The organism is Streptosporangium sp. NPDC005286, assembly GCF_040607515.1.
Classification (GTDB): Bacteria; Actinomycetota; Actinomycetes; order Streptosporangiales; family Streptosporangiaceae; genus Streptosporangium.
In genome coordinates, this window is record NZ_JBEXGU010000050.1 from 1 (window position 1) to 25,647 (window position 25,647).

General features: G+C 69.9%; 21 protein-coding genes and 1 pseudogene. 11 read left to right on the top strand and 11 right to left on the bottom strand.

Features of this window, described 5'->3' with window-relative positions; all coding sequences use genetic code 11:
• A partial coding sequence (locus ABZU75_RS19905) for a methylmalonyl-CoA mutase family protein (RefSeq protein WP_355555964.1) occupies nt 1–2,588 on the bottom strand: 2,588 nt, incomplete at its 3' end.
• 94 nt (nt 2,589–2,682) lie between these two features.
• On the opposite strand from ABZU75_RS19905, the gene ABZU75_RS19910 reads away from it, so the two are divergent.
• The gene (locus ABZU75_RS19910; RefSeq protein ID WP_355555966.1) at nt 2,683–3,228 is read left to right on the top strand and encodes a MarR family transcriptional regulator; all 546 of its coding nucleotides are present in this window, start codon (nt 2,683–2,685) and stop codon (nt 3,226–3,228) included.
• A gap of 85 nt (nt 3,229–3,313) precedes the next feature.
• Here the strand turns inward: ABZU75_RS19910 and ABZU75_RS19915 are convergent, their stop codons facing one another.
• The gene (locus ABZU75_RS19915; RefSeq protein ID WP_355555969.1) at nt 3,314–3,679 is read right to left on the bottom strand and encodes a nuclear transport factor 2 family protein; all 366 of its coding nucleotides are present in this window, start codon (nt 3,677–3,679) and stop codon (nt 3,314–3,316) included.
• Nucleotides 3,680–4,122: 443 nt separating this feature from the next.
• Here ABZU75_RS19915 and ABZU75_RS19920 point away from each other — a divergent pair, with 443 nt between their 5' ends.
• Together ABZU75_RS19920 and ABZU75_RS19925 are read left to right on the top strand one after the other, a co-directional pair.
• Nucleotides 4,123–4,725 carry a superoxide dismutase gene (locus ABZU75_RS19920; RefSeq protein ID WP_355555972.1) on the top strand — a complete coding sequence of 201 codons (603 nt, stop codon included), beginning with the start codon at nt 4,123–4,125 and terminating at the stop codon, nt 4,723–4,725.
• Nucleotides 4,726–4,729: 4 nt separating this feature from the next.
• Complete coding sequence (locus ABZU75_RS19925; protein ID WP_355555975.1) at nt 4,730–5,311, top strand: GNAT family N-acetyltransferase; 582 nt, start codon at nt 4,730–4,732, stop codon at nt 5,309–5,311.
• On the opposite strand, the gene ABZU75_RS19930 is transcribed toward ABZU75_RS19925, so the two are convergent.
• The gene (locus ABZU75_RS19930) at nt 5,312–6,253 is read right to left on the bottom strand and encodes a nitroreductase/quinone reductase family protein (protein ID WP_355555978.1); all 942 of its coding nucleotides are present in this window, start codon (nt 6,251–6,253) and stop codon (nt 5,312–5,314) included.
• Between the two features lie 424 nt (nt 6,254–6,677).
• Nucleotides 6,678–10,046 carry a BTAD domain-containing putative transcriptional regulator gene (locus ABZU75_RS19935; protein ID WP_355555981.1) on the bottom strand — a complete coding sequence of 1,123 codons (3,369 nt, stop codon included), beginning with the start codon at nt 10,044–10,046 and terminating at the stop codon, nt 6,678–6,680.
• Between the two features lie 157 nt (nt 10,047–10,203).
• On the opposite strand from ABZU75_RS19935, the gene ABZU75_RS19940 reads away from it, so the two are divergent.
• From ABZU75_RS19940 to ABZU75_RS19950, 3 genes are all read left to right on the top strand, one after another.
• Nucleotides 10,204–11,082, top strand: coding sequence for an alpha/beta hydrolase (locus tag ABZU75_RS19940; RefSeq protein WP_355555984.1), 879 nt, complete (start codon nt 10,204–10,206; stop codon nt 11,080–11,082).
• Between the two features lie 452 nt (nt 11,083–11,534).
• A complete protein-coding gene (gene soxR / locus ABZU75_RS19945; protein ID WP_350962016.1) occupies nt 11,535–11,984 on the top strand; it encodes a redox-sensitive transcriptional activator SoxR in 450 nt (149 codons plus the stop codon).
• Nucleotides 11,985–12,364: 380 nt separating this feature from the next.
• Nucleotides 12,365–13,234, top strand: coding sequence for a bile acid:sodium symporter family protein (locus ABZU75_RS19950; RefSeq protein ID WP_350926104.1), 870 nt, complete (start codon nt 12,365–12,367; stop codon nt 13,232–13,234).
• Nucleotides 13,235–13,406: 172 nt separating this feature from the next.
• Here the strand turns inward: ABZU75_RS19950 and ABZU75_RS19955 are convergent, their stop codons facing one another.
• Nucleotides 13,407–14,219 (bottom strand): aminoglycoside 3'-phosphotransferase, encoded by an 813-nt coding sequence (locus ABZU75_RS19955; RefSeq protein ID WP_355555988.1) that lies wholly within the window; start codon nt 14,217–14,219, stop codon nt 13,407–13,409.
• A 39-nt stretch (nt 14,220–14,258) separates the two neighbouring features.
• Here ABZU75_RS19955 and ABZU75_RS19960 point away from each other — a divergent pair, with 39 nt between their 5' ends.
• Nucleotides 14,259–14,420, top strand: coding sequence for a hypothetical protein (locus tag ABZU75_RS19960; protein ID WP_355555990.1), 162 nt, complete (start codon nt 14,259–14,261; stop codon nt 14,418–14,420).
• A gap of 127 nt (nt 14,421–14,547) precedes the next feature.
• On the opposite strand, the gene ABZU75_RS19965 is transcribed toward ABZU75_RS19960, so the two are convergent.
• The 3 genes from ABZU75_RS19965 to ABZU75_RS19975 form a co-directional block, all read right to left on the bottom strand.
• A complete protein-coding gene (locus ABZU75_RS19965) occupies nt 14,548–14,865 on the bottom strand; it encodes a hypothetical protein (protein WP_355555993.1) in 318 nt (105 codons plus the stop codon).
• 67 nt (nt 14,866–14,932) lie between these two features.
• Nucleotides 14,933–15,964, bottom strand: a complete 1,032-nt coding sequence (locus ABZU75_RS19970; RefSeq protein ID WP_355555996.1) for a permease — start codon at nt 15,962–15,964, stop codon at nt 14,933–14,935.
• A 138-nt stretch (nt 15,965–16,102) separates the two neighbouring features.
• Nucleotides 16,103–16,396 (bottom strand): DUF2795 domain-containing protein, encoded by a 294-nt coding sequence (locus ABZU75_RS19975; protein ID WP_355555999.1) that lies wholly within the window; start codon nt 16,394–16,396, stop codon nt 16,103–16,105.
• A gap of 825 nt (nt 16,397–17,221) precedes the next feature.
• Between ABZU75_RS19975 and ABZU75_RS19980 the strand changes: the two genes are divergently transcribed.
• The gene (locus ABZU75_RS19980; protein WP_355556002.1) at nt 17,222–17,611 is read left to right on the top strand and encodes a hypothetical protein; all 390 of its coding nucleotides are present in this window, start codon (nt 17,222–17,224) and stop codon (nt 17,609–17,611) included.
• Nucleotides 17,612–17,621: 10 nt separating this feature from the next.
• Nucleotides 17,622–21,965: a hypothetical protein gene (locus tag ABZU75_RS19985; RefSeq protein WP_355556005.1), complete on the top strand. Its 4,344-nt coding sequence runs from the start codon at nt 17,622–17,624 to the stop codon at nt 21,963–21,965.
• A gap of 138 nt (nt 21,966–22,103) precedes the next feature.
• Here the strand turns inward: ABZU75_RS19985 and ABZU75_RS19990 are convergent, their stop codons facing one another.
• Nucleotides 22,104–22,949, bottom strand: a complete 846-nt coding sequence (locus ABZU75_RS19990) for an SGNH/GDSL hydrolase family protein (RefSeq protein ID WP_355556009.1) — start codon at nt 22,947–22,949, stop codon at nt 22,104–22,106.
• On the bottom strand, nt 22,936–23,505 hold the full coding sequence (locus ABZU75_RS19995; RefSeq protein ID WP_355556012.1) for a PadR family transcriptional regulator: 570 nt from the start codon (nt 23,503–23,505) through the stop codon (nt 22,936–22,938). Before ABZU75_RS19995 ends, ABZU75_RS19990 begins: the two co-directional genes overlap by 14 nt.
• A 57-nt stretch (nt 23,506–23,562) precedes the next feature.
• Between ABZU75_RS19995 and ABZU75_RS20000 the strand changes: the two genes are divergently transcribed.
• Entirely contained in the window at nt 23,563–24,030 is a 468-nt protein-coding gene (locus ABZU75_RS20000) for a nuclear transport factor 2 family protein (protein WP_355556014.1), read from the top strand.
• A gap of 185 nt (nt 24,031–24,215) precedes the next feature.
• Here the strand turns inward: ABZU75_RS20000 and trpD are convergent.
• A pseudogene (gene trpD, locus ABZU75_RS20005) lies at nt 24,216–24,923 on the bottom strand (anthranilate phosphoribosyltransferase); the annotation flags it as partial.
• A gap of 162 nt (nt 24,924–25,085) precedes the next feature.
• Between trpD and ABZU75_RS20010 the strand changes: the two are divergent.
• A complete protein-coding gene (locus ABZU75_RS20010; RefSeq protein ID WP_355556017.1) occupies nt 25,086–25,646 on the top strand; it encodes an isochorismatase family protein in 561 nt (186 codons plus the stop codon).
• The last annotated feature ends 1 nt before the right edge of the window (nt 25,647 follow it).

The window sequence follows — 25,647 nt, forward strand, 5'->3', positions numbered from 1 at the left end:
TGGGCGTGCAGCGACCGGCCGGAGGTCTGGATGTGGTACTTGAGCTTCTGCGACCGCTCGTTCGCGCCGTAGCGCTCCCGCATCGCGACCGCCCAGATCCGCCGCGCGACCCGGCCGAGCACGCTGTACTCGGGATCCATGCCGTTGGAGAAGAAGAACGACAGGTTGGGCGCGAAGTCGTCGATGTTCATGCCTCGGGCCAGATAGGACTCCACGTAGGTGAAGCCGTTGGTCAGCGTGAAGGCGAGCTGGCTGATGGGGTTGGCCCCGGCCTCGGCGATGTGGTAGCCGGAGATCGACACCGAGTAGAAGTTACGCACCCCGTTGTGGATGAACCACTCCTGGATGTCGCCCATCATCCGGAGCGAGAACTCGGTGGAGAAGATGCAGGTGTTCTGACCCTGGTCCTCCTTGAGGATGTCGGCCTGCACGGTGCCGCGCACGGTGGCCAGTGTCCGGGCGCGCAGCTTGGCCGCCTCCTCGGGCGAGGGCTCGCGGCCGTGTGAGTCGCGGTGGCGATCGAGCGCCTGGTCGATGGCGGTGTTGAGGAAGAAGGCCAGGATCGTGGGGGCGGGGCCGTTGATGGTCATGGACACCGACGTGGCCGGTGCGGACAGGTCGAACCCGTCGTAGAGCGCCTTCATGTCCTCCAGGGTCGCGATCGACACGCCGGAGGTGCCGACCTTGCCGTAGACGTCGGGGCTCTGGCCGGGGTCGCGGCCGTACAGGGTGACCGAGTCGAACGCGGTGGACAGCCGGGTGGCCTCGCTGTCGGCCGACAGCAGCTTGAAGCGCCGGTTGGTGCGGAGGGCGTCCCCCTCGCCGGCGAACATCCGGGCCGGGTCCTCGCCCTCGCGCTTGAACGGGAAGACCCCGGCCGTGAACGGGAAACGGCCGGGCAGGTTCTCGCTTCGCAGGAAGCGCAGCAGCTCCCCGTGGTCGGTGTAGCGCGGCAGCGCCACCCGTGGAATCGTGCTGCCCGAGAGCGACTCGCGGGTGAGCCGGGTGCGCGACTCCCGGTCGCGGACCCGCACCACCTGCTCCTGGCCCGAGTACGCCTCGACGACCGCCGGCCAGCCGTCGATGAGCTCCGCGTTCGCCGGTGCGAGGTCGGCTCTGGCCTGGTCGGCCAGCTCGGCGACGGCCGCGGCGGGCGATCCGGTGAGCTCGGCCACCACCTCGGTCAGCCGCTGCAGGCGCCGGGCGGCCTCGATCTGCCGGGCGGTCTCGGTGTGGTAGCCACGCACGGTCTCGGCGATCTCGGCGAGGTAGCGGATCCTGCCGGGTGGGACGATCTGGGCCGCGCCGGTGGACGCGCGGCCGCTCACCTCGGGCAGGACACCGGGCTGGAGCGGCAGGCCGCCTTGGGCCAGCAGGCCGCTCAGGTGCTGGTACAGGGCGGTGACACCGTCGTCGTTGAAGGTGGCCGCGCTGGTACCGAACACCGGCATGTCCTCGGGCCGGGCGCCGAAAGCCTCCCGGTTGCGGATCAGTTGCCGTGACACGTCGCGCAGCGCGTCGGCCGCGCCACGCCGTTCGAACTTGTTGATCGCCACCACGTCGGCGAAGTCCAGCATGTCGATCTTCTCAAGCTGGGACGCCGCGCCGAACTCGGGCGTCATCACATACAGCGCGACGTCGACGAGAGGGACGATCGCGGCGTCGCCCTGGCCGATGCCCGGAGTCTCCAGGATCACCAGGTCGTATCCGGCGGCCTTGCACGCCTCGATCACCGCGCCGATGTTCTCGGGCAGCTCGTGGGCGCCCCGGGTGGCCAGGGATCGGAAGAAGACGCGGTCGCCGTCCAGGGTGTTCATCCGGATCCGGTCGCCCAGCAGCGCGCCGCCGCCACGGCGCCGGGTCGGATCCACCGCCAGCACGGCCACCCGGAGTTTGTCCTGCTGGTCGGTGCGGAACCGGCGTACCAGCTCGTCGGTGAGGGAGGACTTGCCAGACCCGCCGGTGCCGGTGATGCCGAGCACCGGCACCCGGCGACCGGCGGCCGCGTCCGCCAGTACCCGCCGGTCGGCCTCCGGCAGTGTCCCGCCCTGCAGGCAGGTGATCACGCGCGCCAGCGCCGTCCGCTCACCCGCCAGCACGCTCTCGACCGGCGCCGGCCGCGCGGCGAGATCGACGTCCGACTCACGGATGAGCCGATTGATCATTCCCGGCAGGCCGAACCGCTGGCCGTCCTCGGGGGAGAAGATCCGTACCCCCGACTCGGCCAGCCGGGCGATCTCCTCCGGCACGATGACGCCACCGCCGCCGCCGAAGATCTGGACGTGTCCCAGCCCTGCCTGCCCGAGCGCCGAGGCGAGATATTCGAAGTACTCGATGTGCCCGCCCTGGTAGGAGCTGACCGCCACTCCCTGGGCGTCCTCCTCCATGACCGCGTCGACCACTTCCCGCACCGAGCGGTTGTGGCCCAGGTGGATCACTTCGGCTCCCTGCGCCTGCAGGATCCGCCGCATGATGTTGATCGCCGCGTCATGCCCGTCGAACAGCGCGGCGGCGGTGACGAAACGCACCGGGTGGGTGGGAACGTGCAGCGAGCCGTTGACGCGGGAGCGGTCGTCGGAGCGTGGCACCGGACTCTCCTGGAGGGTAATAAATCCTTGGACATCAAATATTTTGGCATTAAAGTACATAGGTGATCGGGATCCGGTCAAGTACCGTGAGCCGGTGCCTAGTTCACCCTCTTTCGACTCCATCGCCGAAGCTCACCGGCAGTGGAACGCCCGCTGGCCGGAACATGCCGACCACATGGCCACCGTCACCTCCGTCATGCGGGTGCAGCAACTGCTGCTGAGCCGGATCGAGGAGACCCTCAAGCCGTACGGCCTGACCTTCGCCGCCTACGAGGCGCTGCAACTGCTGGCATTCGCGCGGGGGGCGCTGCCGATGGGAAAGATGGGGGAGCGGCTGATGGTGCACCCCGCCTCCGTGACCAACGTCGTCACCCGTCTGGAGCAGCGCGGGCTCGTGGAACGGCGTGTCTCCCCCGACGACCGGCGCGTGGTCCTGGCCAGGATCACCTCCGCCGGGCAGACCCTGGCATGGCAGGCGACCGAGGCGCTCAACGAGAGCTCGTTCGGCCTGGCCGACCTCACCCGCGCCCAGGCCGTCGAGACCACGGCCCACCTCCGTGACATCCGCGCCGCCCTGGGCGACGTCCATCGGCCCGGCCAGGCCGGAACGAGCCCGCGCGACCTCCCCGTGCACCCGTAGCCGGGGGCGTGCTCATCAGGGCCATCCTGGAGCGCGCGATGCCGACGCGTCCATGGGGGAGCTCGGCCTCCCCGACCCCGGCGGTTCAGCGGGTGGGGGGAACGAACTCGGGCTGGTCGAGCAGGCGCAGCCAGCTGCCGTCGGGCTGGCGCCGGACGACCTGCGCGCGGGCGCCACTCCCGTCCTTCGGCGGGGTCGAGGTGAGGGCGATGTCGCCGCTGATCAGCGTCGGCAGCGGTTGTTCCTGCTCGAAGCGGGGACGGCCGGCCAGCACCTTCTCCCACAGCGCGCGGATCGCCTCCCGGCCCACCGTCCGGCCGCCGGGCGGGTAGGCCATCACCGCGTCCTCCTCGTAGAGCGCGGCCACTCCGGCCGCGTCACCGGCGTTGGACCGTTCGACGAACAGGCGGGTGATGTCTTCGGGCCGCATGGCCTTCTCGTACTCCGGCATGGATTCCTCCTGATGTTGGACCTCGGTGCCCACTAGCCTGGTCGCTCACCGATCAGAAGTCCAACAGATGGATCTGCTAGAAACTAGAAGTTTCAGCTATGGATCTGGGCTCCGGCAGCACAACCGTTCAAGACCGTCAGCGGCCGAGGACACCCTTCCCGCTCTGCGTCTCGTCGGCATTGGGGTGCTACGAGGGTTCCGGACAGACAGCCCATCGGTGATGCACTAGATGTTCCCGGGTGTGGCGTCGATGAGATCCCCGCCGGCGAGCCGATGGAGACGGCCCTGCTTCGCCTTCGATACGGCCGGTCGGCTCCTGTGCGGCCGGTGTGAGGGCTGCGGGAAGTCCTGAGGATCATCCGGCACGCCCGCTTCTGTGCAAGTAGTTGCATGGCTAGAGTTATTGCATATTATTTGCAGGAGCAAGTCAGAGGAGAGAAGCGATGGGTGAGTACACCCTTCCCGATATGCCCTACGACTACGCGGCCCTGGAGCCCGCGATCACCGGGGAGATCCTGGAGCTGCACCACTCCAAGCACCACGCCGCCTACGTCAAGGGCGCCAACGACACCCTGGAGAAGCTGGCCGAGGCCCGCGACAAGAGCGAGTTCGGCGGGCTGGTCGGCCTGGAGAAGACCTTCGCCTTCAACCTGTCCGGGCACGTACTGCACTCGATCTTCTGGCAGAACCTCTCACCCGACGGCGGCGACCGCCCCGACGGGGAACTGGCCGCGGCCATCGACGAGCACTTCGGCTCTTTCGAGGCCTTCAAAAAGCAGCTCACCACCGCCACCGCCGGCGTGCAGGGCTCCGGCTGGGGCATCCTGGCCTGGGAACCGCTGGGTCGCCGCCTGGTCGTCGAGCAGGTCTACGACCACCACGGCAACGTCGGCCTCAACACCACCCCGCTGCTGGTCTTCGACGCCTGGGAGCACGCCTACTACCTGCAGTACCGCAACGTGCGCCCTGACTACGTCGAGAAGTTGTGGACCCTGATCAACTGGAACGACGTCATCGCCCGCTTCACCGCGGCCAAGGGCGTCTGACCCCATGAGCGCGGCGCCCGCCCACCGGACGGCCGGTGCGGCGGGTGCCGCGCGTCATGAGATCCGGCTCGTCCGCGCCGGCCAGGTACGGCCGTTCCTTCCGGCCGTGGCCGACGTGGGCGGGCAGGTGTTCACCCGGCCGCCGTGGTGTGAGCCGTACCCGTCGGCGCGCGGGGTCGCGGCCCGCCTGCTGGCCGACAGCCGCCGACCAGGGTTCGTCCTCGCCGTCGCCGTGGACGGCGACAGCGATGACGAGGTGTGCGGCTTCGCCTACGGGGTGAGCTGCTCACGGCTGGCGACCCTGACCTGCGGGCAGCCCCACGACGACTTCACCCTCCGCGAGCTGGGCGTGCTTCCGCACTGCCGCGGCCGTGGCCTCGGGGCCGCCCTCCACGACAGCGTCCTCGCCATGAAAGGTGATGGACCGGCGTGGCTCACCACCCACTCGGCCGCGACCACGGCGCTGGGCCTGTACCGCAGGCGGGGGTGGCGGTCGGTCATGCTGTACGAGCAGGCCGGCGCGACCCGCCTGATCATGCGCAGACCGCCGTCCTGGCCCGCCTCGCACCGCGAGGGCAGAACCTGATCAGGCCCGTAGCCGATCTCCGTCAACCGCTTCCGCAAGACCGGTTCTCAGTGCCGGAGGCCACGGAACCTCGGCGAGGAGAGGGAGAAGCGACTCCTCCTCGTAGTCGAGGTGCGCGTTCAGCTCCGCCGACATCCGGTCCAGCTCGGCGCGGAAACACCGAGGGTCGGCGATGCCGATGTCGGCCAGCAAGGCCACCAGCCGGCCTTGAATGTCAGCGACGGTGCGGTGTTCGTCGCGGAGCCGGTCGAAGATGTCGGCCAGATGGGGGTGATAGCCAGCGATTCCGGGGAACAGGTGCGCGTCCTCGCTGCTGTGATGGAATTCCAAAGACTGGCAGAACGCCAGGCAGCGCTGCCGGATCTGCAGCCCGAGACCCGGTCCCGGTGGTTCGCCGGGACCATGATGGGCCGCCCGTGCGGCGAAGTGGGCGTCGACCTCCGCTCTCACCTGACGCAACTGGGCACGCAGCCAGGTATGGACCTCCATCAGCTTGTCGGCGAGGCTGTGGACCTCGCGGGGACCCTCCCAGGCGTCGGGCTCGGCACGCTCCAGCACCACGACAGGCAGGGGCCGGGTGGTCCGGACCTGGTAGTCGCCGTATCCGGGCGCCACCCGCACGACATGTCCGAACAGTTCCTCGCGTCGCGCCCCTTCGGCGGGAACCGCGAGTGCTTCGAAGGTCTCGGTGCCGACCTCCACCCGTACCACGGGATGGGCGAGCAGGTTGTGGTACCAGCCGGGGTGAGACGGGGCACCGAGGTTGGATCCGACGATCAGCAGCGAATCGCCGTGGCGGACGTAGCCGAGGGGAGTGGTCCGCTCCGTCCCCGACTTCGCGCCGGTGGTCGTCAGCAGCAGGAGATCCCCGCCTTCGAAGGGGCCACCGACCTTCCCTCCGTTGGCGCGGAACTCCTCGATGACCGATTGGTCGAAAGACATGGGCATACGGTTTTCTGTCTCCGGAAAAGGTACGTGGATCCGCAGTGACTGCGGTGATGGTGGATGGCGGTGATACGCGCGGTACGGGACCGCCGCGCCTCCCGCCGTACGCGGACAGCGGACGACGCGCCGCCGCTGACGGCCTGACGCGGTGCGGAAGCCCAGGGCACGCATGGCGGTGCCCGGAACTCGAAGAGTGAGAGACGACGTGCGGCTGCGCTACGTCAGATACAGGGCGCTGAGTACGAACTCATGGCGGGTCCTCTGCGTGAAGGGTGTTCGCCCGATCGCCGACCGGCCCACTGCTCTTTGGTCGGCGTCACACGACACCGGAGCCATTACACACACCCGTCGGCCGTCTGTCAACGCCGAAGATCACGCACGTGCGTCGGGCCGAAGTCGGCCGCTGTCACAGACGCCACTCTCACCGGCGGCCGTTTGCGAGAGACGTGTCCGGCCGTCCGCTGTCAAGGCGGTCGAGCGCGTCGCGGGCGGCGGTTGTCCAGAGCGGCGCGGCGGCCTTGTTCGCGATCGTCAGCGCCTGCCGGTAATGGTCCGGGGCATCGTCGCGGTGTCCGAGAGCGACGGCGAGATCGCCGAGGTGGAGCGCTACGGGGCCGAGGGTGAGCAGGCCGCTGCCCGCTCCGGCCAGTTCCCCCGAGGCGGATCGTAGCTGGGCGTAGGCACGCTCCATCGCCGATCGGTCGCCGACACCGATGGCCGTCCGGGCGGCGAGGCAGGTGCGGACCTCGCAGAGCAGGTCGCGGGGTGAGTCGGGGAGGGTCTTCGCGGCCACTTCGGCTTCGTCGCGGCGGCCCGCGGCGAGCAGGATCAGAGGGCGGGCCCAGGGCGCGTACGGGCCCCAGTCCGCCTCCTCGTCCGCCTCTGGTCGCTCGCCCCGCTGGATGCGCAGGCACAGCAGGGCGAGGGGGAGAATGCCCTGCTCCATCCCCGGCATGCCGCTGCCGGCGAGTGCGGTGCTCGCGGCGCGGTAGGCGGCCTCCGCCTCGACCAGATGGCCGGTGACGGCCAGCCGCAGAGCGGCGTACCACTGGGTGAACACGCCCGCGAGGGGGATGTCGTGCTGTTCGGCGAGACGCTCCGTGGCTGCGGCGTGCGCGTCGGCCGTGACGAAGTCGGCGAGCGCGGAGTGGGCCTGGATCAGGATGAGGTGTCCGAGCACCTCGAAGGTCACCAGGTGGTGCCGGGTGGCCAGGTCGACCAGTTCATCGCCGATCCGGGCACGTCGCGGGGCCATTCCGGCCTGCTGGAAGGCCTGCATGAAGCGGCCGTTGAGGGCGAAGGCGAGCAGGGCCGGGTCTCCCAGCCGACGGGCGATCGCCTCCGCCTCCCGCGCCGCCTGACGTCCGCGGTCGGTGGGGGCGCCGCGCAGTTCCAGGGCGAGGGTGCTCAGCAGACGGCTGCGCTGTGCCGCCTGGCCCTCGGGCAGGGCGGTCAGAGTGCGTTCGATCGCATGGACGATCTGCCGGGCGAGGTCCTCGTCGTCGTTGCGGGTCCAGATCGCGGGCACGTCGAAGGCGCTGATCACCTCGGCGGTCAAGTGCGGGTCGCCGAGTTCCTCGGCTGTGGCGATCGCCTCCGCGCGGTACTGCCTGGCGCTTTCCAGGGAGCCGGTCACGGCCAGTGCCCGCACCATGCCCATGACCGCCTCCAGCCGGCTGCGCACGTCGCCCTCTTCTGCCCGGTCGTGGGCGGCGAGGGCCTGCCGCCACAGTCGTGCGGCTTCGTGCGGGGCGAATCCTCGCTCGGCCTGCAGCGCCGCCGCGCGGGCGTAGCGGGCGGCTCGGGCGGCCGTAGGCCGGCTCTCGGCGTGGCCGAAGTGGTGGGCGAGCGAGGTGATGTCACCCGGGTGCAGCTGCTCGATCGTCTCGGCGACGGCGGCGTGCCAGCGCGCCCGGCGTGGCCTGGAGATGTCGTCGTAAAGCGTGTCGCGCACCAGGGCGTGGGCGAACCGCAGCCGACCCGGTTCCCGCTCGGTCAAAAAGCCCGCGAGCAGTGCGGACTCCAGGGCGTCGACCACGAGGTCCTCGTCTGCCGCCAGGGCGACCAGCACGTCCACGTCGATGTCCCGGCCGATCACGGCCGCCTGCCGCAGCACCGCCCGTGCCGGTTGCGGCAGCCGCGCCAGCCGGTGGCGGATGACGTCCCGCACGCCCGCGGGAACGGCGTCGAGTGCCGCGGGTCCCTCAGCGTTGACCAGCCGCGCGAGCTCGCGGACGAAGAACGGGTTGCCGCCGCTGCGCCGGTGGATCACCCGCGCGGTCCGTGCGTCCACGTCCCGCTGGACGACGGCACGGACGAGCTCGCCCGTGGCCGCCTCGGACAGGCCGCCCACGTACACCCGGGCCGGTTCCACGCGGGCGAACCCGGCGAGCGCGTCGGTCAGGGCGGGGGAGATCTCGGTGGCCCGGTAGGTCCCGACGAGCAGTATCGGCCCGGCGACGGGTTCCGTCACCAGGGTGGCCAGCAGGTCCAGAGTCTCCTCTGCCGCCCGGTGCAGATCGTCGAAGACCAACAGCACCGGTGCTCGCCTCGCCACCGCGGCCAGGTAGGAGGCGGCCGCGTGGTGCATGCGAAACCGGGCCGCGGACGGTGTGGTCGCTGCGCCGTCCGGCACAAGGGCCGAGGCCGGGGCGGGCTCGGCCCCGGCGGCGGCCAGACCCCCGACGATCTGTGTCCACGGCCAGGTGCCGGGCACCCCGTCATGCTCGGGGCTGCGGCCCCATGCCGTGGTCCAGCCCCGCGCCGTCAGCGTGCCCGTGAGCACCTCGGCGAGCGCGGTCTTTCCCGCGCCGGCGTCGCCGGAGACCAGGGCCAGGGCGATCCTGCCCTGCCGCATGGCGGCCGCGGCGGCCTCTTCCAGGTGACCCAGCTCCTGCGCGCGTCCGACGAACGGCCGTCCGGCAGGATCAGGGGGCGCCGGGTACGCCGCCGCCTCCCGCGGTGACACCATGATGCCGGTACCGCCGCCGGCCCTGGCGGGGGCGGTGAGGTGGGGGGCCTGGGCGAGGATGTCGGCCTCCAGCCCCCGTAGCCCGGGGCCGGGATCCACGCCCAGTTCCCCGACCAGCACCTCCCGGGCCTGGCGCAGGACGGCCAGGGCATCGCCCTGCCGGCCCGACCGGTACAGCGACAGCGCCAGCAGCCTCCAGGCGTCCTCGCGCAACGAATGGCCCGCGGCGTGGGCCTCCAGGTCAGGCACCGCCTCGGCGGCCCGCCCCAGCTCCAGCAGCGCCTCCGCACGCCGCTCCACGGCCAGCAACCGCAGGCCGTCCAGGCGGGCGATCTCTCCGCGTGCCCACGTCTCCTCCGCGAACTCCGCGTACGCCGGACCCTGCCACAGGGCCAGCGCCTCCTCCAGGCCGACCAACGCCTCCCCAGGCCGTCCCGCCGCCAGCAGCGAGCCGGCCTCACCCGCCACCGCCTCGAACCGCCAGGCGTCCACCGACCGCCGCTCCGCCCGTAGCGCGTAGCCGGGGGAGGCCGTCACCAGCAGCCGGGCGGGCTGCCGGGGAGGGCGGTCGGGTTCCAGAGCGCGGCGCAGCGCGGAGACGAACGTCTGGATCACCCCGACCGCCCCGTCCGGGGGTCGCTCCCACAGGTCGCCGACGAGCCGGTCGACCGGGACGACCCTGCCCCTGGCGATCAGCAGCCGCGCCAGTACCGCTCGATGCCGGGGACCTTTCAACGGAAGCGGACCGTGCTCGTCAGAAGCCTCCAGGGGGCCCAGCACACCGAAGGTCACCGCTCGTGCCGTCGCCTCGCTGGTCATGTCACCCGATGTTATCCGGGCGTCTCGGGTGGGCCCTTGTCGGCAGCGCCGTTCGGTCACCGCTCAGCCGCCGCTGACCGGCTGCTGAGCGCCGGCGGGCAGGCTGGTCGCAGTCGCTCGACAAGAACAGACAGGCCTAGCGGAAAGGGTCCTCGCCGTGGAACCCAGGATCACCGGATTCGACTACCAGCGCGTCACCGTCACCGAAGGCGTGTCACTCAACGTCGCCGTCGGCGGCTCCGGCAGCCCCGTCGTGCTGCTGCACGGATTCCCCCAGACCCACCTGATGTGGCGGCACGTCGCCGCCGACCTGGCCTCCGATCACACCGTCATCTGCCCCGACCTGCGCGGCTACGGTGACAGCGACAAGCCGGCCGACACCGATGGGCACACCTACTCCAAGCGCACCATGGCCGCCGACATCGTCGCCCTCGCGCGCGCCTTCGGCCACGAGCGCTTCGCCCTGGCGGGCCACGACCGGGGCGCCCTGGTCGCCATCCGCGCCGGGCTGGACCACCCCGATACGATCACTCATCTCGCCTCGCTCGACGTCCTGCCGACGCTGGACATGTGGGACGTGATGCACGGCACCTCCGCCGCCGTCGGCTTTCATCTCTACCTGATGGCCCAGCCGCCCAGCCTGCCCGAACAGATGATCAGCGCCAGCGCGGACGTCTTCTTCGGCTACTTCCTGGACATCTGGACCCGGGATCCGGAGGCGATCCCCGTCGACATCCGCACCGCCTACCTGAAGGCCTCCCGCGAAGCCGTCCCCTCCATCGTCGCCGACTACCGGGCATCGGCCGCCATCGATGTCGAGCACGACCAGGCAGACCGCCAGGCCGGGAACCGGTTGCGCATGCCGGTGGCCGTCCTGCAGCAGGACTGGGGCACGGCCCTCGGCTTCGACGCCGCCGCCCTGTGGGAGGCGTGGGCGCCCCACCAGGAACACGCCACCGTCTCCTGCGGCCACTTCATGGCCGAAGAGGCCCCCGCCGATGTCGTCAAGGCACTGCGTGACCTTCTGGCCAGGTAGAACACCGTCTGCCGGGCCGCCGCCGGGGCGACGGCGGCGGCCCGGAGACCGCGTTGACGCCGTGCTGGTCCCACAGGTCGGACCCGCACACGCAGGTGGCGACAGTCCGGATGATCACGTCGGGTTGATGGTCCTCGGATCGGCACGCTCCTCGAAGTGCACGTCCCCAGGAGCGTGAATGACGGCTCCCCGCATGATGAATTCCTCGCTCCGAGCCGCTTGGCGAGCGTCGAGGTGAGCACGTCGAGCGTGCCCTTGGACATGGCGTAGCCGATGGACCGGGGCATGGCCGAGCCTGCCGTCCCGTACGCCGCCGACGATCACCGTGAGTTGAAGCGGCTCTTCGGACAACAGTTCCTCCACCGGTCACAAGGGATATGCGGCGTCCTTCCGGCGCCTCGCGGACCAGGTTCGTTGTTAAACCAAGGTTTAGGTCAAGCTAGGTTGGCCATATGCCGGATTCCGAAGTGATCGTCACGGAGTTGACCATCGGAGAGTTGTCCGAGCGCAGCGGCGTGCCCGCCTCCGCCTTGCGCTTCTACGAGCGCAAGGGGCTCATCGCCAGCCGCCGCACCACCGGCAACCAGCGTCGCTACCACCGCAGCACGCTGCGCAGGCTGGCGTTCATCCGCGCCTCGCAAAACGTCGGCATCCCCCTGTCGGTGATCGAAGGCGTCCTGGAGTACCTGCCGCACGATGTCTCGCCTACCCGGGAGCTGTGGCTGAAGGCGTCGGAGTGCTGGAGCGAGGCCATCAACGGCCGCATCGAGAAGCTGGAGCGCATGCGCGATCGGTTCACCGAGTGCATCGGCTGCGGTTGCCTGTCCTTCGACCAGTGCCTGCTGGTCAATCCCGGTGACAGGCTCGCCGGGCGAGGCGCGCGCCCCCTCCTCGACCCCTGATGCGGGAGCGGTCGTGCAGGTGGAGAGGAAGTGCTCGTCCAGTCGGCTCGCGGGGAGGGCCACCACCTCGGCGCCGAGGAAGGCCGCGCCGATCAGGTCCAGCGCGTCCTGCATGGTGGCCAACCGGGGCCCGGCCGGGTCGCAGATCAGCACCGGCACCCCGGCCCGCTGCTGTATCACGTCAGGCATCGTCGTCCTGATCGGGGGCCCGCGGTCGCCGACCTGCCGCATGGGACCGCGGCGGCGGTGTACGGCCCAAGGTGACGATCCGTGCCGGTGGGTTGCCCACCGCCATAACCGTGACGATGATCGTATGGGTGGTACCTCAGCTATGGCACTACGCCGCCCCAGCGACAGATCGCTGATAAGGAGCACCCCCCATGGCCCTTGCCGGAACCCTCCTGCCCATCGCGTTGGCGATCATCATGTTCGGCCTCGGGCTGAGCCTGACGATCTCCGACTTCCGCCGTGTCGTCGTCTATCCGAAGGCCACCGTCGTGGCGCTCGGCTGCCAGATCCTGGTGCTGCCCGCGATCTGCTTCGGTCTGGTGGTCGTCTTCGACCTGCCGCCGGCGCTCGCCGTCGGCATGATGCTGCTGGCCGCCTCGCCCGGCGGCACGACGGCCAACCTCTACAGTCATCTGTTCGGCGGTGATGTCGCGCTCAACGTGACGCTGACCGCGATCAACTCGGTGCTGGCGGTCGTGACGCTGCCACTGGTGACCAACCTGTCACTGTCCTACTTCGAGGTCGGCTCGGGCACGCTCGGCCTGCAGTTCGACAAGAGCCTGCAGGTGATGGCGGTCGTGCTGGTTCCGGTCGCCATCGGCATGGCGGTCCGCGCCATGGCACGGAGCTTCGCCGAACGGATGAACACGCCCGTGAAGATCGCCTCAGCGGTCATCCTGGCGCTGGTGATCGCCGGCGCCCTGCTCCAGGAGCTCGACAACCTCAGCGGCTACATCCAGTCGGTGGGCCTGATCACGCTGGTGTTCAGCGTGATCAGCCTGACCGTCGGCTACTGGGCGCCGCGCCTGGCCGGGGTGGAGCGCGGCCAGGCCGTCGCCTCCTGCATGGAGATCGGGATCCACAACGCCACGTTGTCGATCGCGGTGGCGCTCTCCCTGCTGAACAGCTCCCAGATGGCCGTCCCGGCCGCCACCTATGGTGTGCTGATGTTCTTCACCGCGGCAGGAGCCGGGTTCCTGCTCAGGTCTCGCGCGGTGGAGCCGATGCCTTCGGACCGGTGATCGCCGCGATCGTCCTGGTGGTCACCGTCGCTCCGCCCGCCCACGCCTGGGCGGGTGGGGTGTACGTGGCCCCGGGGGGATCCGGACCGCCTCAGCGGAGAGTCGCGGTGGTACGGCACCGGTTTCCGGTGCCGTACCACCGTGAGTACGGGCGCCGATCGGGTGTGACCGGTCACGCCATGTCCCAGAGCAGGCGGTAGTAGGCGATGCGTTCCGGGTCCGGGGCGATCCCGTATGCGTCGTACACGATGCCGTCGTACCCCGGGCCGTGGTTCCACTCCGTGCTCCACGCGGCCACCGCGAGGTCCGCCCACCGGTCGGCCACCCCGAGCGAACCCAGGTCGACGTGCGCGGCGAACACGCCGTCGTCGTGCAGCAGGGTGTTGGGGGCGCACGCGTCCCCGTGGCAGACGACGAGGCGGTCGATCGCGGGCGGATCGCCGATTCGCGCCCGGGCTTCGGCGAGTTCCAGGTGCCGGTGCTCGGGGAACCAGTCGGCCGGTCCCTCCCCGCCGGTGATGCGCTCGTCGGCGCGGGTGAGCCGTCGATCGATGGCCCAGTCGAACGGGCACTGCTCCACGGGCAGGGCGTCGTGGAGCAGGCGCAGCCCTCGGCCGATCGCGGCCGCCGCGGCCGGCGGGTCGGCGATCCACCGGGGATCCACCGCCGAGCGGCCGGGGACCGCCGCCGTGACCAGCCACGTGCCGTCGGTGTCCGTACCGTGTTCGATGACCCTCGGGACGGTCACCCAGCGCCGCGCCCAGGCCAGGCGCTCCGCCTCGCCGGGGAGATCGATCTCCGGAGTGCCGGCGGCGACCCACTTGACGTACCTGACGCCGTCACGCCCGTCTTCGAGGCGGAAGGTCAGGCCGCCGAGTTCGTTGCGCCACACCGGGGTGACGGTGTCGCCGTCGGCGAGCGCCGCGACGACGTCGGGGACGGGCACGGGACCGATCGGGACCTCGGAGATGACAGGGCGGCTCATGAAGACAGGATCCTCCCAAGGAGGCGGCGCCGACGACAAATGGATTTCCGAGCCCGAAGCCGCGTCGCCTCGACGGCCGGCTGCAGGGTGCTCGGGGTCGAGCCCGACGCGCGGATGGCTGACTTCGCGCGACGCGGCGGATTCGAGGTCGAGGTGGCGACCACGTTGGCGGTCACCGCGGCGCGAACCGGCGCCGCCTGACCCGGCCCGACGGTCCATCGGCCGCGAGCGAGGACGCCGACCAGGCTTCGCGACCGGCAGGGGGTCGCCCGGCGGCCTTGGCGCGGGTAAGAAGGGCGCGTGTCTTTTGCCGGGGGACCTGACCGGCCTACTCGTACGGCTCCTCGGGGGGCTCGATCCTCGTGAGACCCTTTCCGGTGAGCTGGGGGTAGACGACCCCGGTGGGCATCTTCTTGAACGTCTGCGGGATCCAGGTGCCCGTGACCTCGACCCACGTGTCGGTGGGCGGTGCCTGCAGCCTGGAACAGCCCGATGACCCCGAGGAGCACCAGCACCGTACGGCGCCGATGAGGAAGGGTCGGAAGCCGGGTTTGACATAGTTGAGATAGGTCGTGGAGAACGCCGAGATCCGGAGCACAGCGCAGCCCAGCAGGGCTAGGACGAGGTTCTGGGTGACACGGTTCATCGGAGTTCGCGAGTCCCTTTCGCCAGGCCGAACCTGGACCGGCGGTCCTTCGAAGACCGGGAGGACGTCACAGCAGCAACCATCCGAAAAGCGCACTGACCAGGATGGCGAGGGCGAAGGTCACCGGGACGAACCTGGCTGTGAAAGCGCCGCCGAATGTGCCGGCCTGCAGCGCGATCAGTTTCAGATCGACCATCGGCCCGACCACCAGGAAGGCCAGCTTCGCGGTGGGGGAGAACGCGGTCATCGAGGCCGCCACGAACGCGTCGGCCTCCGAGCAGATCGACAGCAGCACCGCCAGCAGCGCCATGACCAGAATGGCCAGCCATGGCACCTCGGCGATCGTGGTCAGCCACTCGCGGGGAACGGCGACGTTCAGCGTGGCCGCGGCCAGCCCGCCGACGATGAGGAACCCGCCCGCGTGCAGCAGGTCGTGCCGCATCGCCTCGCCGAACCGCACCCATTTGTGGCCGTCGCCGTGCGGGCGGGAGGGAATCCGCAGCCACTGGCTGCGGCCGAACCTCAGCCAGAGCCAGCCGACGAGCACCGCCACGGTCAGCGATGCCCCGAACCTGGCCAGTACCATCAGCGGCTGCCCGGGAAAGGCGACGGCGGTCGCGACCAGCACGATCGGGTTGATCGCGGGAGAGGCGAGCAGGAACGCCAGCGCGGCGGCGGGGGTCACCCCCCGGGCCATGAGTCCCGAGGCGACCGGGACGGACGCGCACTCGCACCCCGGCAGCACCGCCCCCGCCACCCCGGCGACCGGCACGGCCACGGCCGGGTTGGCGGGCAGTGCCCTGGTCCAGAACGACGCCGGGACGAACGCGGTGATCGCCGCCGACAGCGCCACCCCGAAGACCAGAAACGGCAGCGCCTGCACACAGATCGCCACGAAGATCGTGGCCCACGTCTGCAGCGCGGGCGCCGTCAGGTGCGGCGCCAACGTGAATCGGCCCACCACCAGCAGCACGATGACGAGCGTGAACCCCCATGGCAGAGCGCTTCTCGCGGACCCCGCGCGTCCCCAGGAGTCAGGGGGGAGCGGGCTGTCGTCATCGATCCACACGCTCCGCTGACCGGTTCGAAGCTCAGACATGCGCCCTATCGTGTCAGGTCGTCCCAGTGCTCCCGACGGAATCCTGATCTCTGAGCTTGGACTTGCCGCCTGGGCTCGGGTCACCTACTTGGCCAGGGGGAAAGCCATGAGTCGTCCGAACGGCCGTGAGCGGTGCGGTCAGTCGTGCTGCCCCCCGCCGAGGCCGAGTTCTTGGGCGACGCCTTCCATGTTCTCGTAGGTGCGATCGGGCAGCGACCGGATGGCCGAGAGCACCTCGTCGGGTGCCGACTGGGCGCGCGCCCGCTCCAGTAAAGTCTCGCGATCGGCCGGAAACGCGTGCGTGCCGCTGATCCAGGTGGCCAGGTCGCTTCGGCTGTCCATCTCCTGCGCGCTCAACCCTTCGGGTGAGCCTGGCTGGTGCGCACGATCGGTGCCCAGTTTTTGCCTGTCGTTGGCGTTGTCCCGTTCCATCCGCTGTTCCCTTCGTGCGTTGTGACAGGGGGGCATACCCGCCTTACGCTGGGCAAACATCTCCGCCACCTCGAAGCTCCCCCGCGGCTCGGCAAGCTGGACTCGTGGGACGGTAGCGGCTCGTGTTTCTCTGGGAAACGGCGGACATAATTTCAATATTCAGCATGAAACGAATAACCTGCTCACAGTAATCCGCTGTACGGACGGGCCGCCCCATGGGGCGGGAGAGGAAGAGAAAAGCGTCGTCGCGCCCGGCCGGGTCCGCTGGCCTGGAAATACGTCTCAGGAGTGCGCGCCGCCGCGATCCGCCGAGAAAGACAGCTCTTTCCGAATCAATCGAACTTCCACCGGAACAATTTTAACAGCGGGCGCCGTCGACCTCGTTTCGCCCGGCACAAAACGCGATGGTCAAGGCCGTCCCGGCCTTCCGCCGTTTCGTGATGGGAAGGACGCGGTTGCTCGCCCGGACCTTTGCCGGGGCTCCCGCGGAAGAATCGGTGACCTGTGCGGAGCGAGAGGTCCGGAGCCCCCGTCCTTTGGCGTCGAGGTGCCCGTCGGCCTCCGCCCGAACCCGGCCGCCCGGCGGTTCCGGTGGTGGTGTCACGAAAGGGCATGCGCACCGAACGCAATCCGTTTACAAAACGAGCCTGTGACGGCATCCTCGGATACAAACAAAACCTCCTTGGCCGCGCCGTGAAGCCGAGGAGACCCGAAGGTCGTGCCAGAGATAAGCGTCAGCCTGGAGTTCCAGGTGCCTCACATTCAAAGCGGCCCGCAGCCGGTATTTCCAGTGCGTTCATCGGATAAGCGCGAGACGAGCAGCCCATGGATATTGAGATTTCCGTTTCCGAACCGGATTCGGTAGACGCCGCGAACGATCTGTACGAATGGCTGGTTGAGGAACCCGAGCTCGCGGGCCGGGTTCGCTCCCTTGAGACCCCGCCGGTCCCGGGCACCCTCGGGCCTTTGACCGAGGCGCTGCGGATCGCGCTCGAACCGGGTGGAGCGGTGATGGTGCTGGCCACCCTGGTGGTCGCCTGGCTGCGATACCGGACGGGCAAGGTGACGATCACGATCGTCACCAAGGACGGGGAGTCCAGAGTCGACGTGCTCGCGGAACGGGTGAAGGCCCTCGACGCGGCGGGCACCCAGGCGCTGGTGTCGGAGGTCGTCCGAGCCGTCGAGGGCCAGATGCCTGACGAGGGAGGTGCCTAGGATGCCGGGCATGCTCGCCGGCCCCGGCTCCCGGGCCCTGCTGGTCGGATCCTCCACGCACTCTCCCGACTCGATCCTCCAGCCGGTCCCGTCGGTCGCGACGACGGTCGCGGCGCTCGCCGACTGCCTGGTGGAACGGGCGGGACTCGACCCGCTGAACCTGACCAGGGTCATGGACCCCCAGACCCCGAACGCGATCGGCGCCGCCCTGGTGTCGGCGGCCGAGTCGGCCACCGACGTGCTCTTCCTCTACTACGTGGGGCACGGCCTGATCGGCCCGAACCGGGAACTGCATCTGGCCACGCGGGCCACCGTCGATCTGAGCCGGGGCGTGGCGGCCTACCAGGCACTGCCGTTCCCGACGGTGAGAGAGGTCCTGTCCCGCTGCCGGGCCCGTCTCATCGTCATCGGCCTGGACTGCTGTTTCTCCGGCAGGGCGTCCGGGCCGGTGGCGGCGGCGACTGACGAGGTGTTTGGGACCACCTGGCGGCACGGCACCTACCTGCTCGCCTCGGCGAGCGGGCAGGAAAGCGCCTGGACCCGTCCGGGGCAGCCGCACACCGCCTTCACCGGCGAGCTGATCCGGCTGCTCACCGAGGGAGATCCCCGAGGTCCGCGCGAGTTCACCCTTGACGCGCTCTACCGCTCCTTGGATCGTTCCCTGGCCGGGGAGGGACTGCCACGGCCACGCCGCCAGGCCACCGATCACACCGACACCCTTCCACTGGCCCCCAACCCCGCCTACCGGGCTCCCGTTCCCCCCGACCTGCCGTCCGAGGCAGGCGGCCCGGATGGCTTCAGCCCCTACCAGGGACTGGCCGCGTTCGGCCCGCAGGACGCCCACCTTTTCTTCGGCCGTGACGAGCTCACCGAGGTGCTGCGGGCCCGGGTGATGGAGGGCCCCGCCGGTGGTGTCCCGCTCGCGGTGGTGGGGTCCTCGGGCTCGGGGAAGTCGTCGCTGCTGGGGGCGGGGCTGATCCCGGCCCTCCGGCAGGCCGGCCGCCCGCATCTGCTGATCACCCCCGGTGACGACCCTCTGGGCAGACTGGCCGAACGCATGTCGAGGCTCCCGGCGGAGCCGTCCCGTGTTCCGCCCACCGAGATCGCGAAGAATCCGGATGCGCTGAGCGCCGTCCTGCGAGAAGTGCCTCGCGTGTCCGGCAGGCCGGTGGTGATCGTCGACCAGTTCGAGGAGGTGTTCACCGCCTGCGCCGACGAGCGCGCGCGGCGGGCCTTCGTCGAGGCGATCTGCGCGGCCTGCCGCGGGGAGCAGGGGGAAGAGCCCGCGGCCACCGTCGTCATCGGCGTGCGCGCCGACTTCTACGGCCACTGCAGCCGGTACCCCTGGCTGGTCGCGGCCCTGGAACAGCCCATCGTCGTCGGGCCGATGACCGCCGCCCAACTGCGTGAGGCGATCGAGAGGCCGGCGATGCTCTCCGGCCTGGCTCTGCAGGACGGCCTGGTGAATCTCCTGCTGCGCGAGCTCGGCGCGACCAGCAGCGCCATGGCCGCGAGCGCGGGGGCCTCCCTGCCCCTGCTCTCGCACGCGCTGCTCGCCACCTGGCAGCACCGGGAGGGACAGGTACTGACCCTGGCCGGGTACCACGCCACCGGCGGCATCGACCGTGCCATCGCCGCCAGCGCGGACGCGGCCCTGTCACGGCTCGACGACGACGGTGCCAGAACGGCACGGCGGATCCTGCTGAGGTTGGTGCATATTCAGGAGGGGGCCGAGGACACCCGCCGGGTCGTCGCGCTGCCTGACCTGCTCCCACCGCCCGCCTCGGCCGGTCATGCGCCCGCCCGGCGAGCGCTGGACGAGTTCGTCGCCGCGCGCCTGGTCACCGTCGACGAGAACACCGTCCAGATCGCCCATGAGGCCCTCATCCGGGCCTGGCCCCAGCTGGGGGCGTGGATCGGCGCCAACCGGTCGAACCTCATGATCCAGCAGCAGCTGGCGGAGGACTCCGCCGCCTGGGACCAGCACGGCCGCGACCCCTCGTACCTCTACACCGACACCCGCCTGGTCGCGGCGCGGACGATCACGGCCGAGCTGGAGCAGGGGGATCTCCAACCGCTGGAGACCGCCTTCCTGGAGGCGGGCACCCGGCTGGGTCGCCGCCGCACGCGGATCACCCGCCAGGTGATCGCGGCGCTCACCCTGCTCCTGCTGGTCGCCATGGGGGCGGGAGGGACCGCCTTCCTGCAGCGCAGGACCGTCCAGGAACAACGCGACGACGTGACCTCGCAACGGGCCGCCGACATCGGCAACCGGCTCACGGACAGGACGCTGGGCGCCCAGTTGAATCTCGCCGCGTACCAGGTCAGCGTGACCCCCGAATCGCGGGGAGCGCTGCTGTCGACCCTCTCGCGGGCCATGCCGACCAGGATCATCGCCGATCACGCCCAGGCGTACGATGTCACGTTCGCCCCTCAGGGGGGAAGCGTCGCCGTGGCCTACGCGGACGGTGCGGTCGAGATGTGGGACATCTCCGACCGGAGCCGGCCGGGGAAGCTGGCGGAACTGAAGGTGGATTCCCGCCCCGTGACCGGGGTCGCGTTCAGCCGAGACGGTCACCTGCTCGCCACGGCCTCCAGCGGTGGCGAGGCCCGGCTCTGGGACGTCACCGTTCCCGGGAGGCCGAAGATGACGGCTGTTGTGGCCGGGCACCGGGAAACGGTCACCGGCATCGCTTTCAGTGCCGTCGGGACGATGGCCACCGCCTCGGAGGACGGGACGGCGAAGCTCTGGAATGTCTCGGACCCGGGGCGACCCGGGCTCCTCTCCACGCTGAAAGGCCACCGGGCCGGAGTGCGGGAAGTCGCCTTCAGCACAGACGGGCGGATGCTGGCCACGGCCTCCAACGACACCACCATCCGGCTGTGGAACATCTCGGACGGCAGGCGGCCCAAGCACGTCTCCATACTGAAGGGGCACGTCAACGCGGTGAGCGCCGTCTCCTTCAGCCCTGACGGGAAAACCCTGGCCAGCGCCTCAGAAGACTGGGGCATGTCCCTGTGGGACGTGTCACGACCAGCTCGGCCGGCGAGGTTGAGCAGTTCCTACCCCGCGAAGGAGCGTCTCTACGGAGTCGAGTTCAGCCCGAACGGGTTCATGGTCGCCGCAGCCTCGGCTGACAACCTCGCCTACCTGTGGAACGTGGCCGACCCGAAGAAACCCTTGTTTCTCCTGGCACTGGGCAGTCACCTCGCGGAGGTTCAGCAGGTGGCTTTCAGCCCGGACGGACATACCCTGGCGACGGCCTCCTCGGACGGCGCAACCCGCCTGTGGAACATAGACGGCCCCGGGATCATCACATCCCTGCCCACACTCAGGGGGCACACCGACGCCGTCACGAGCCTGGCGCTCAGCGCCGACGGAAGGTTCGCCGTCACCGGGTCCATCGACCGCACCGCTCGCCTATGGGACATCTCAAACTTCTCAAAGGCGACATTCCTGGCCAGCCTCCAGGAAGAGAACAACACCATCGAGGGGGTCGCGCTGAGCCGCGACGCGAAACTGCTGGCCACGGCGTGCGGCTGTGGGCTTGGGCGCCTGTGGGACATCGCGAATCCCGCGAAACCCCGGCTCCTGTCCACGCTCAGGAGCAATGCCGGCAGGGCCGACGCGGTGGCGTTCGCCCCGGACGGGAAACTGCTGGCCATGGCGTGCGGGTGCGGTTCCGTCCAGCTGTGGGACCTGTCCACGTCGGCCAAGCCGAAACTGTTGTTCGACAGGCGCGTACACGGCGACGCCGCCTGGGACATCACCTTCAGTCCAGACGGGAGATACCTGGCCACCGCGTCCGCCGACAGGACCGTGACGATATGGAACGCCTCGGACCCAGGTCACCTCTCGATGCTCTCCAAGATCACCGCCCACTCCGTCGACGTCAACTCCGTGACCTTCAACTCCGACGGCACCCGCATGGCCACGGCGTCCAACGACGGAACCGCACGCGTATGGGATGTGTCCACCCCTTCCAATCCGCGGCAGCTCTCCGAGGTGCGCGGCCACTCGGCGGCGGTGAAGTCGGTGGCGTTCAGCCCCGACGACCGGATGCTGGCGACCGCCTCCGCCGACCAGACGGTGCGCCTCTGGAAGGTGGACGACGTGACGGATCCGCGGCTCTGGGCGGTCCTGTCCGGCCACTGGGGAAAGGTGTCCAGCGTACTGTTCCATCCCAGGACCGGCACCCTTGCCACCACCTCGGCGGACATGACCGCCCAGTTCTGGAGCACCGACGTCACCCTGGCCGAGAAGAGGATCTGCGCGGCCTCCGGCACACCCATCACCAGGAAGGAATGGGGACAGTACCTTCCGGACAACTCCTACGCCTCGCCATGCGGGTGAGCCGCGGGGTTTCAGCAAGCTGTGGGCGCGGCCTCCTGGAGCCGTGCGATGTGGCCGTCGTTCAGCTCCAGATGGGTGCCGGTGAAGCGGGTTCGCATGCGGCACCCTGACCACCTTCGAATTCGGACAAAGGATCGTTCATGAGAGCCGGGGAGCGTCGCCGGGGCGTGTGTCGTTCTCCTTCGTCTCGCCACTTGCGAAAGCAGCGTGCAGGGGAAGGAGATTCGGGCGTTTGGCCGTGCGGCCGTCGCCGGAGGAGCGGCCGCGCAGGCGCCTGCCGAGCCAGGGACCGAGGAAGGAGGCGGCCCATCGTAGTTCGCCTGCCGCGGTGCGCCAGCCGGCGGGGACGGCTGCTCGCGGGTCGGTCAGCGGCTGGGTCCAGGAGTCGTCGCTACCGGGCAGGTCGAGGGCGTGGGCGACGGCGGCGGCGATCCGTTCGTGGCCGAGCGGGCTGGCGTGGAGCCGGTCCGGGCACCACAGGCGGGGGTCGGTGACCACCGGATGGTGGAAGGTCTCGGCGACGACGACGCGGTGCCGGTGTGCCGCCTGCCGGATGCGGTGGTTCAGGGCGATGACGCGGGAGCTGATCGGGCGGGCGAGCGGGGTGATCCGTGCGACGTCGGGGAAGGTGACGGTCGCGACGCGGGCACCTTGGGCGGTGAGCGCCGCGAACATCGCCTCCAGGTGGCCGGCGACCTCGTCAGCGTCGAATCGGGGCCGCAGCAGGTCGTTGACCCCGGCGACGACGGTGGCCAGGTCGGGGCGTAGCGCGAGGGCGGGTGCGAGCTGTTCCCGGTGAACCTGCGCGGCGAGGCGGCCGCGTACGGCCAGGTTGGCGTACTGGACGCCGGGGTCGTGCAGCGCGAGCCGCTCGGCGAGCCGGTCGGCCCACCCCCGCAGGCCCACGGTGTCGTCGCCGTCGCCGAGCCCCTCGGTCTGGCTGTCGCCCAGGGCGACGAAGCGCAGGTGGTCATCGCTGGGCATGGGCCGCCCGCCTCTCCCGCAGGATCGCCACGGCGCGTTCGCACCAGTCCCGGTTGCCCCGTTCGAAGTCCAGGCCGCGCAGGCAGGTCAGATAGGACCCGATCCGCTCGCCGTGGCGCAGGAAATCCTCCTCGCTGCGGTCACCGCGTATCTTCCGCAACAGTGCGTCGAACAGCGCGATCTTGGCCTCGGCGAAGGTGGCCCGTTCGGTGAGCTGCGCGATCAGTATCTCGGTGTCGACGTGGCCGGCGGCCTGGACCTTGACGAGCAGGTCGTCACGGATGAAGGAGGGCTTGGGGGTGCTCGCCGCGAACTGTTCCAGCTCGGCCAGTCCGGCGTCGGTGACCCGGAACAGGCGCTTGTTGGGCCGGGTTTCCTGGACCACCTCACGGCCGGTGATCAGCTCTTCCTTCTCCAGCCTGGTCAGCTCGGCGTACAGCTGCTGTGGCAGCGCGTGCCAGAAGTTCGCCACCCCCAGGTCGAACGCCTTGGCCAACTGGTATCCGCTCAGCTCCTCGTCGAGAAGCGCCGCCAGCACGGCGTGACGCAAAGCCATCGGACCACCTCTTTTCCACCTCTGTCCACGGAACTCACGCCTATGATAGTAAAAAAAATGACTAATCACATCCATGACTATCTGGGAGAAGCCATGGCCACCGCGGACCGCTTCCGCGCCGCTGTCGACAGCCGCGACCTCACCGCTCTGGACGACCTGTTCACCGAGGACGTCCGGCTCTACAGTCCGGTGAAGTTCAGTCCCTTCGAGGGCAGACCGATGGTGTTGGGGCTCTTCGGGGTCCTCATGCGTACCTTCGAAGACTTCCGCTACATCGGGCACTTCGACGGCACCGCCGAGACCTGCGCCGACGGTGCCGAGGCCCCGTCGGTGGTCCTGCTCTTCCGGGCCACCGTGAACGGCAGGCAGATTCACGGCATCGACCTGTTGCATCTCGACCACGAGGAGCGGATCAAGGAGTTCACCGTGATGGTCCGTCCGCAGTCCGCGGTGCACGCCCTGGGCGAGGCGGTCCTCGCCGGTCTGGTCGCCGACGGCCTCGTCCCGGCCCCGGCCGATCACTAGAAAGGGTCATGGCGGCACGGGCGGCCCGGCCTTCGGACTGACCGGTGTGAGCCGCTCGGCTCTGCCGACGCGGCTGCCTCGGCAGAGCGCGAGTGACATGCTGACCGGAAACCCCAGGTCGAGCCGCCTGTCCATGACGCCGAACAGGTCCCTTCCCTGATGACCGGCCCGGCGGCCGGGTCAGGTCAGGTCCGCGAAGGCCGATCGGTGTGATTGGTGGAGATCCATCGGCCCAGTGTCGCCTCGGCCGCTCCGTTGTCGACGGCCTCGGCGCAGCGTGCCATCCCCGCGGCGAGCCGGTCGGTGAGGGGAGCCGTAGGAGGGGTGACCGTCACCAGGGCGGCCGCGGCGTTGAGGAGGACGACGTCGCGGATCGGTCCGCGTTCTCCGCCGAGTACGGCCCGCAGGACGCGGGCGTTGCCGGCCGCGTCGCCGCCGCGCAGCGCCGAGGGTTCGGCACGCGGCACACCGAGGTCGCGAGGGTCGAGCAAGGTCTCGGTGACATCGCCGTCGCACACCACCCAGACCTGTGACGTGGTCACAGTGGTGAGTTTGTCGAGTCCGTCGTGCCCCCGAACGACCAGAGCGGACAATTCGCGTGCGGCCAGGAGTTCAGCCACCACCGGTGTCATCCGCGGATCCGCCACGCCGACGACCTGGTGCCGGGGGTCGGCCGGATTGACCAACGGTCCCAGGATGTTGAACGCGGTCGGCACGGCCAACTCCCGGCGTACCGCGGCGACGTGGCGCAGGGCGGGGTTGAAGTTCGGGGCGAACAGGAAGGTGATGCCCGCTTCGGCGGCTTCCCGTGCCGCCTGCTCCGGGGTCGAGGCCAGGGACACGCCGAGGTGTTCGATCAGGTCGGCGGCCCCACCGGACGAGGGTGACGCGACGCCGGAGGCCCGCGGTTCGCAGGCGAGGGCGAAGGCCGCGGGAGGGTTTCCTCCTCACCTCCGTGTCATTGGGCGGGGCGGTCCGAGGTTCGTTCCGCCCGTTGTCGGTGGGCCGGTCTACCGTGAGTGGGCACAGAAACCCAGCGTGAGTAAGGGGAGATCATGACCACCCTCGAGAACCGGCCGAACACCGCACTTCTCGTCGTCGACGTGCAGAACGGTGTCGTCGTGGGAGCTCACGAGCGCGACGCGGTCGTCGCGAACGTTGGCAGCCTTGTCGAGAAGGCACGGCGGGAACGGGTCCCCGTTGTCTGGATCCAGCACTCCGATGAGCAGCTCGCGAGAGGGAGCGACGACTGGCGGATCGTCCCCGAGCTGACTCCGGGCGACGCCGAGCCGCTTGTCGAGAAGAACTACGGCGACTCCTTCGAAGACACCGCTCTGGAGACCGTGCTGTCGGGCCTTGGCGTCGGGCGACTCGTCGTCGTCGGCGCACAGACCGATTGGTGTATCCGCTCGACGCTCCATGGCGCGTTCGTCAGGGGATACGACACGACCCTTGTCGGCGACGCCCACACGACGGAGGACCAGACGGCATGGGGGGCACCGCCGCCGGACCGGGTCATCGCGCACACGAACCTGTACTGGACCCACCAGACGGCGCCGGGGCGGACGGCCGGGACGGTCGAGACCAAGGATGTCGACTTCGGCGGCACCTCCTGAA

What these genes read in the sequence shown, in the direction of transcription:
- ABZU75_RS19915 (WP_355555969.1), bottom strand. Translation starts at nt 3,679, where the DNA reads ATGCCGGAGTACGAGAAGGCCATGCGGCCCGAAGACATCACCCGCCTG.
- ABZU75_RS19920 (WP_355555972.1), top strand. Translation starts at nt 4,123, where the DNA reads ATGGGTGAGTACACCCTTCCCGATATGCCCTACGACTACGCGGCCCTG.
- ABZU75_RS19925 (WP_355555975.1), top strand. Translation starts at nt 4,730, where the DNA reads ATGAGCGCGGCGCCCGCCCACCGGACGGCCGGTGCGGCGGGTGCCGCG.
- ABZU75_RS19930 (WP_355555978.1), bottom strand. Translation starts at nt 6,253, where the DNA reads ATGTCTTTCGACCAATCGGTCATCGAGGAGTTCCGCGCCAACGGAGGG.
- ABZU75_RS19935 (WP_355555981.1), bottom strand. Translation starts at nt 10,046, where the DNA reads ATGACCAGCGAGGCGACGGCACGAGCGGTGACCTTCGGTGTGCTGGGC.
- soxR (WP_350962016.1), top strand. Translation starts at nt 11,535, where the DNA reads ATGCCGGATTCCGAAGTGATCGTCACGGAGTTGACCATCGGAGAGTTG.
- ABZU75_RS19950 (WP_350926104.1), top strand. Translation starts at nt 12,365, where the DNA reads ATGGCCCTTGCCGGAACCCTCCTGCCCATCGCGTTGGCGATCATCATG.
- ABZU75_RS19955 (WP_355555988.1), bottom strand. Translation starts at nt 14,219, where the DNA reads ATGAGCCGCCCTGTCATCTCCGAGGTCCCGATCGGTCCCGTGCCCGTC.
- ABZU75_RS19960 (WP_355555990.1), top strand. Translation starts at nt 14,259, where the DNA reads ATGGATTTCCGAGCCCGAAGCCGCGTCGCCTCGACGGCCGGCTGCAGG.
- ABZU75_RS19965 (WP_355555993.1), bottom strand. Translation starts at nt 14,865, where the DNA reads ATGAACCGTGTCACCCAGAACCTCGTCCTAGCCCTGCTGGGCTGCGCT.
- ABZU75_RS19970 (WP_355555996.1), bottom strand. Translation starts at nt 15,964, where the DNA reads ATGTCTGAGCTTCGAACCGGTCAGCGGAGCGTGTGGATCGATGACGAC.
- ABZU75_RS19975 (WP_355555999.1), bottom strand. Translation starts at nt 16,396, where the DNA reads ATGGAACGGGACAACGCCAACGACAGGCAAAAACTGGGCACCGATCGT.
- ABZU75_RS19980 (WP_355556002.1), top strand. Translation starts at nt 17,222, where the DNA reads ATGGATATTGAGATTTCCGTTTCCGAACCGGATTCGGTAGACGCCGCG.
- ABZU75_RS19985 (WP_355556005.1), top strand. Translation starts at nt 17,622, where the DNA reads ATGCTCGCCGGCCCCGGCTCCCGGGCCCTGCTGGTCGGATCCTCCACG.
- ABZU75_RS19990 (WP_355556009.1), bottom strand. Translation starts at nt 22,949, where the DNA reads ATGCCCAGCGATGACCACCTGCGCTTCGTCGCCCTGGGCGACAGCCAG.
- ABZU75_RS19995 (WP_355556012.1), bottom strand. Translation starts at nt 23,505, where the DNA reads ATGGCTTTGCGTCACGCCGTGCTGGCGGCGCTTCTCGACGAGGAGCTG.
- ABZU75_RS20000 (WP_355556014.1), top strand. Translation starts at nt 23,563, where the DNA reads ATGACTAATCACATCCATGACTATCTGGGAGAAGCCATGGCCACCGCG.
- ABZU75_RS20010 (WP_355556017.1), top strand. Translation starts at nt 25,086, where the DNA reads ATGACCACCCTCGAGAACCGGCCGAACACCGCACTTCTCGTCGTCGAC.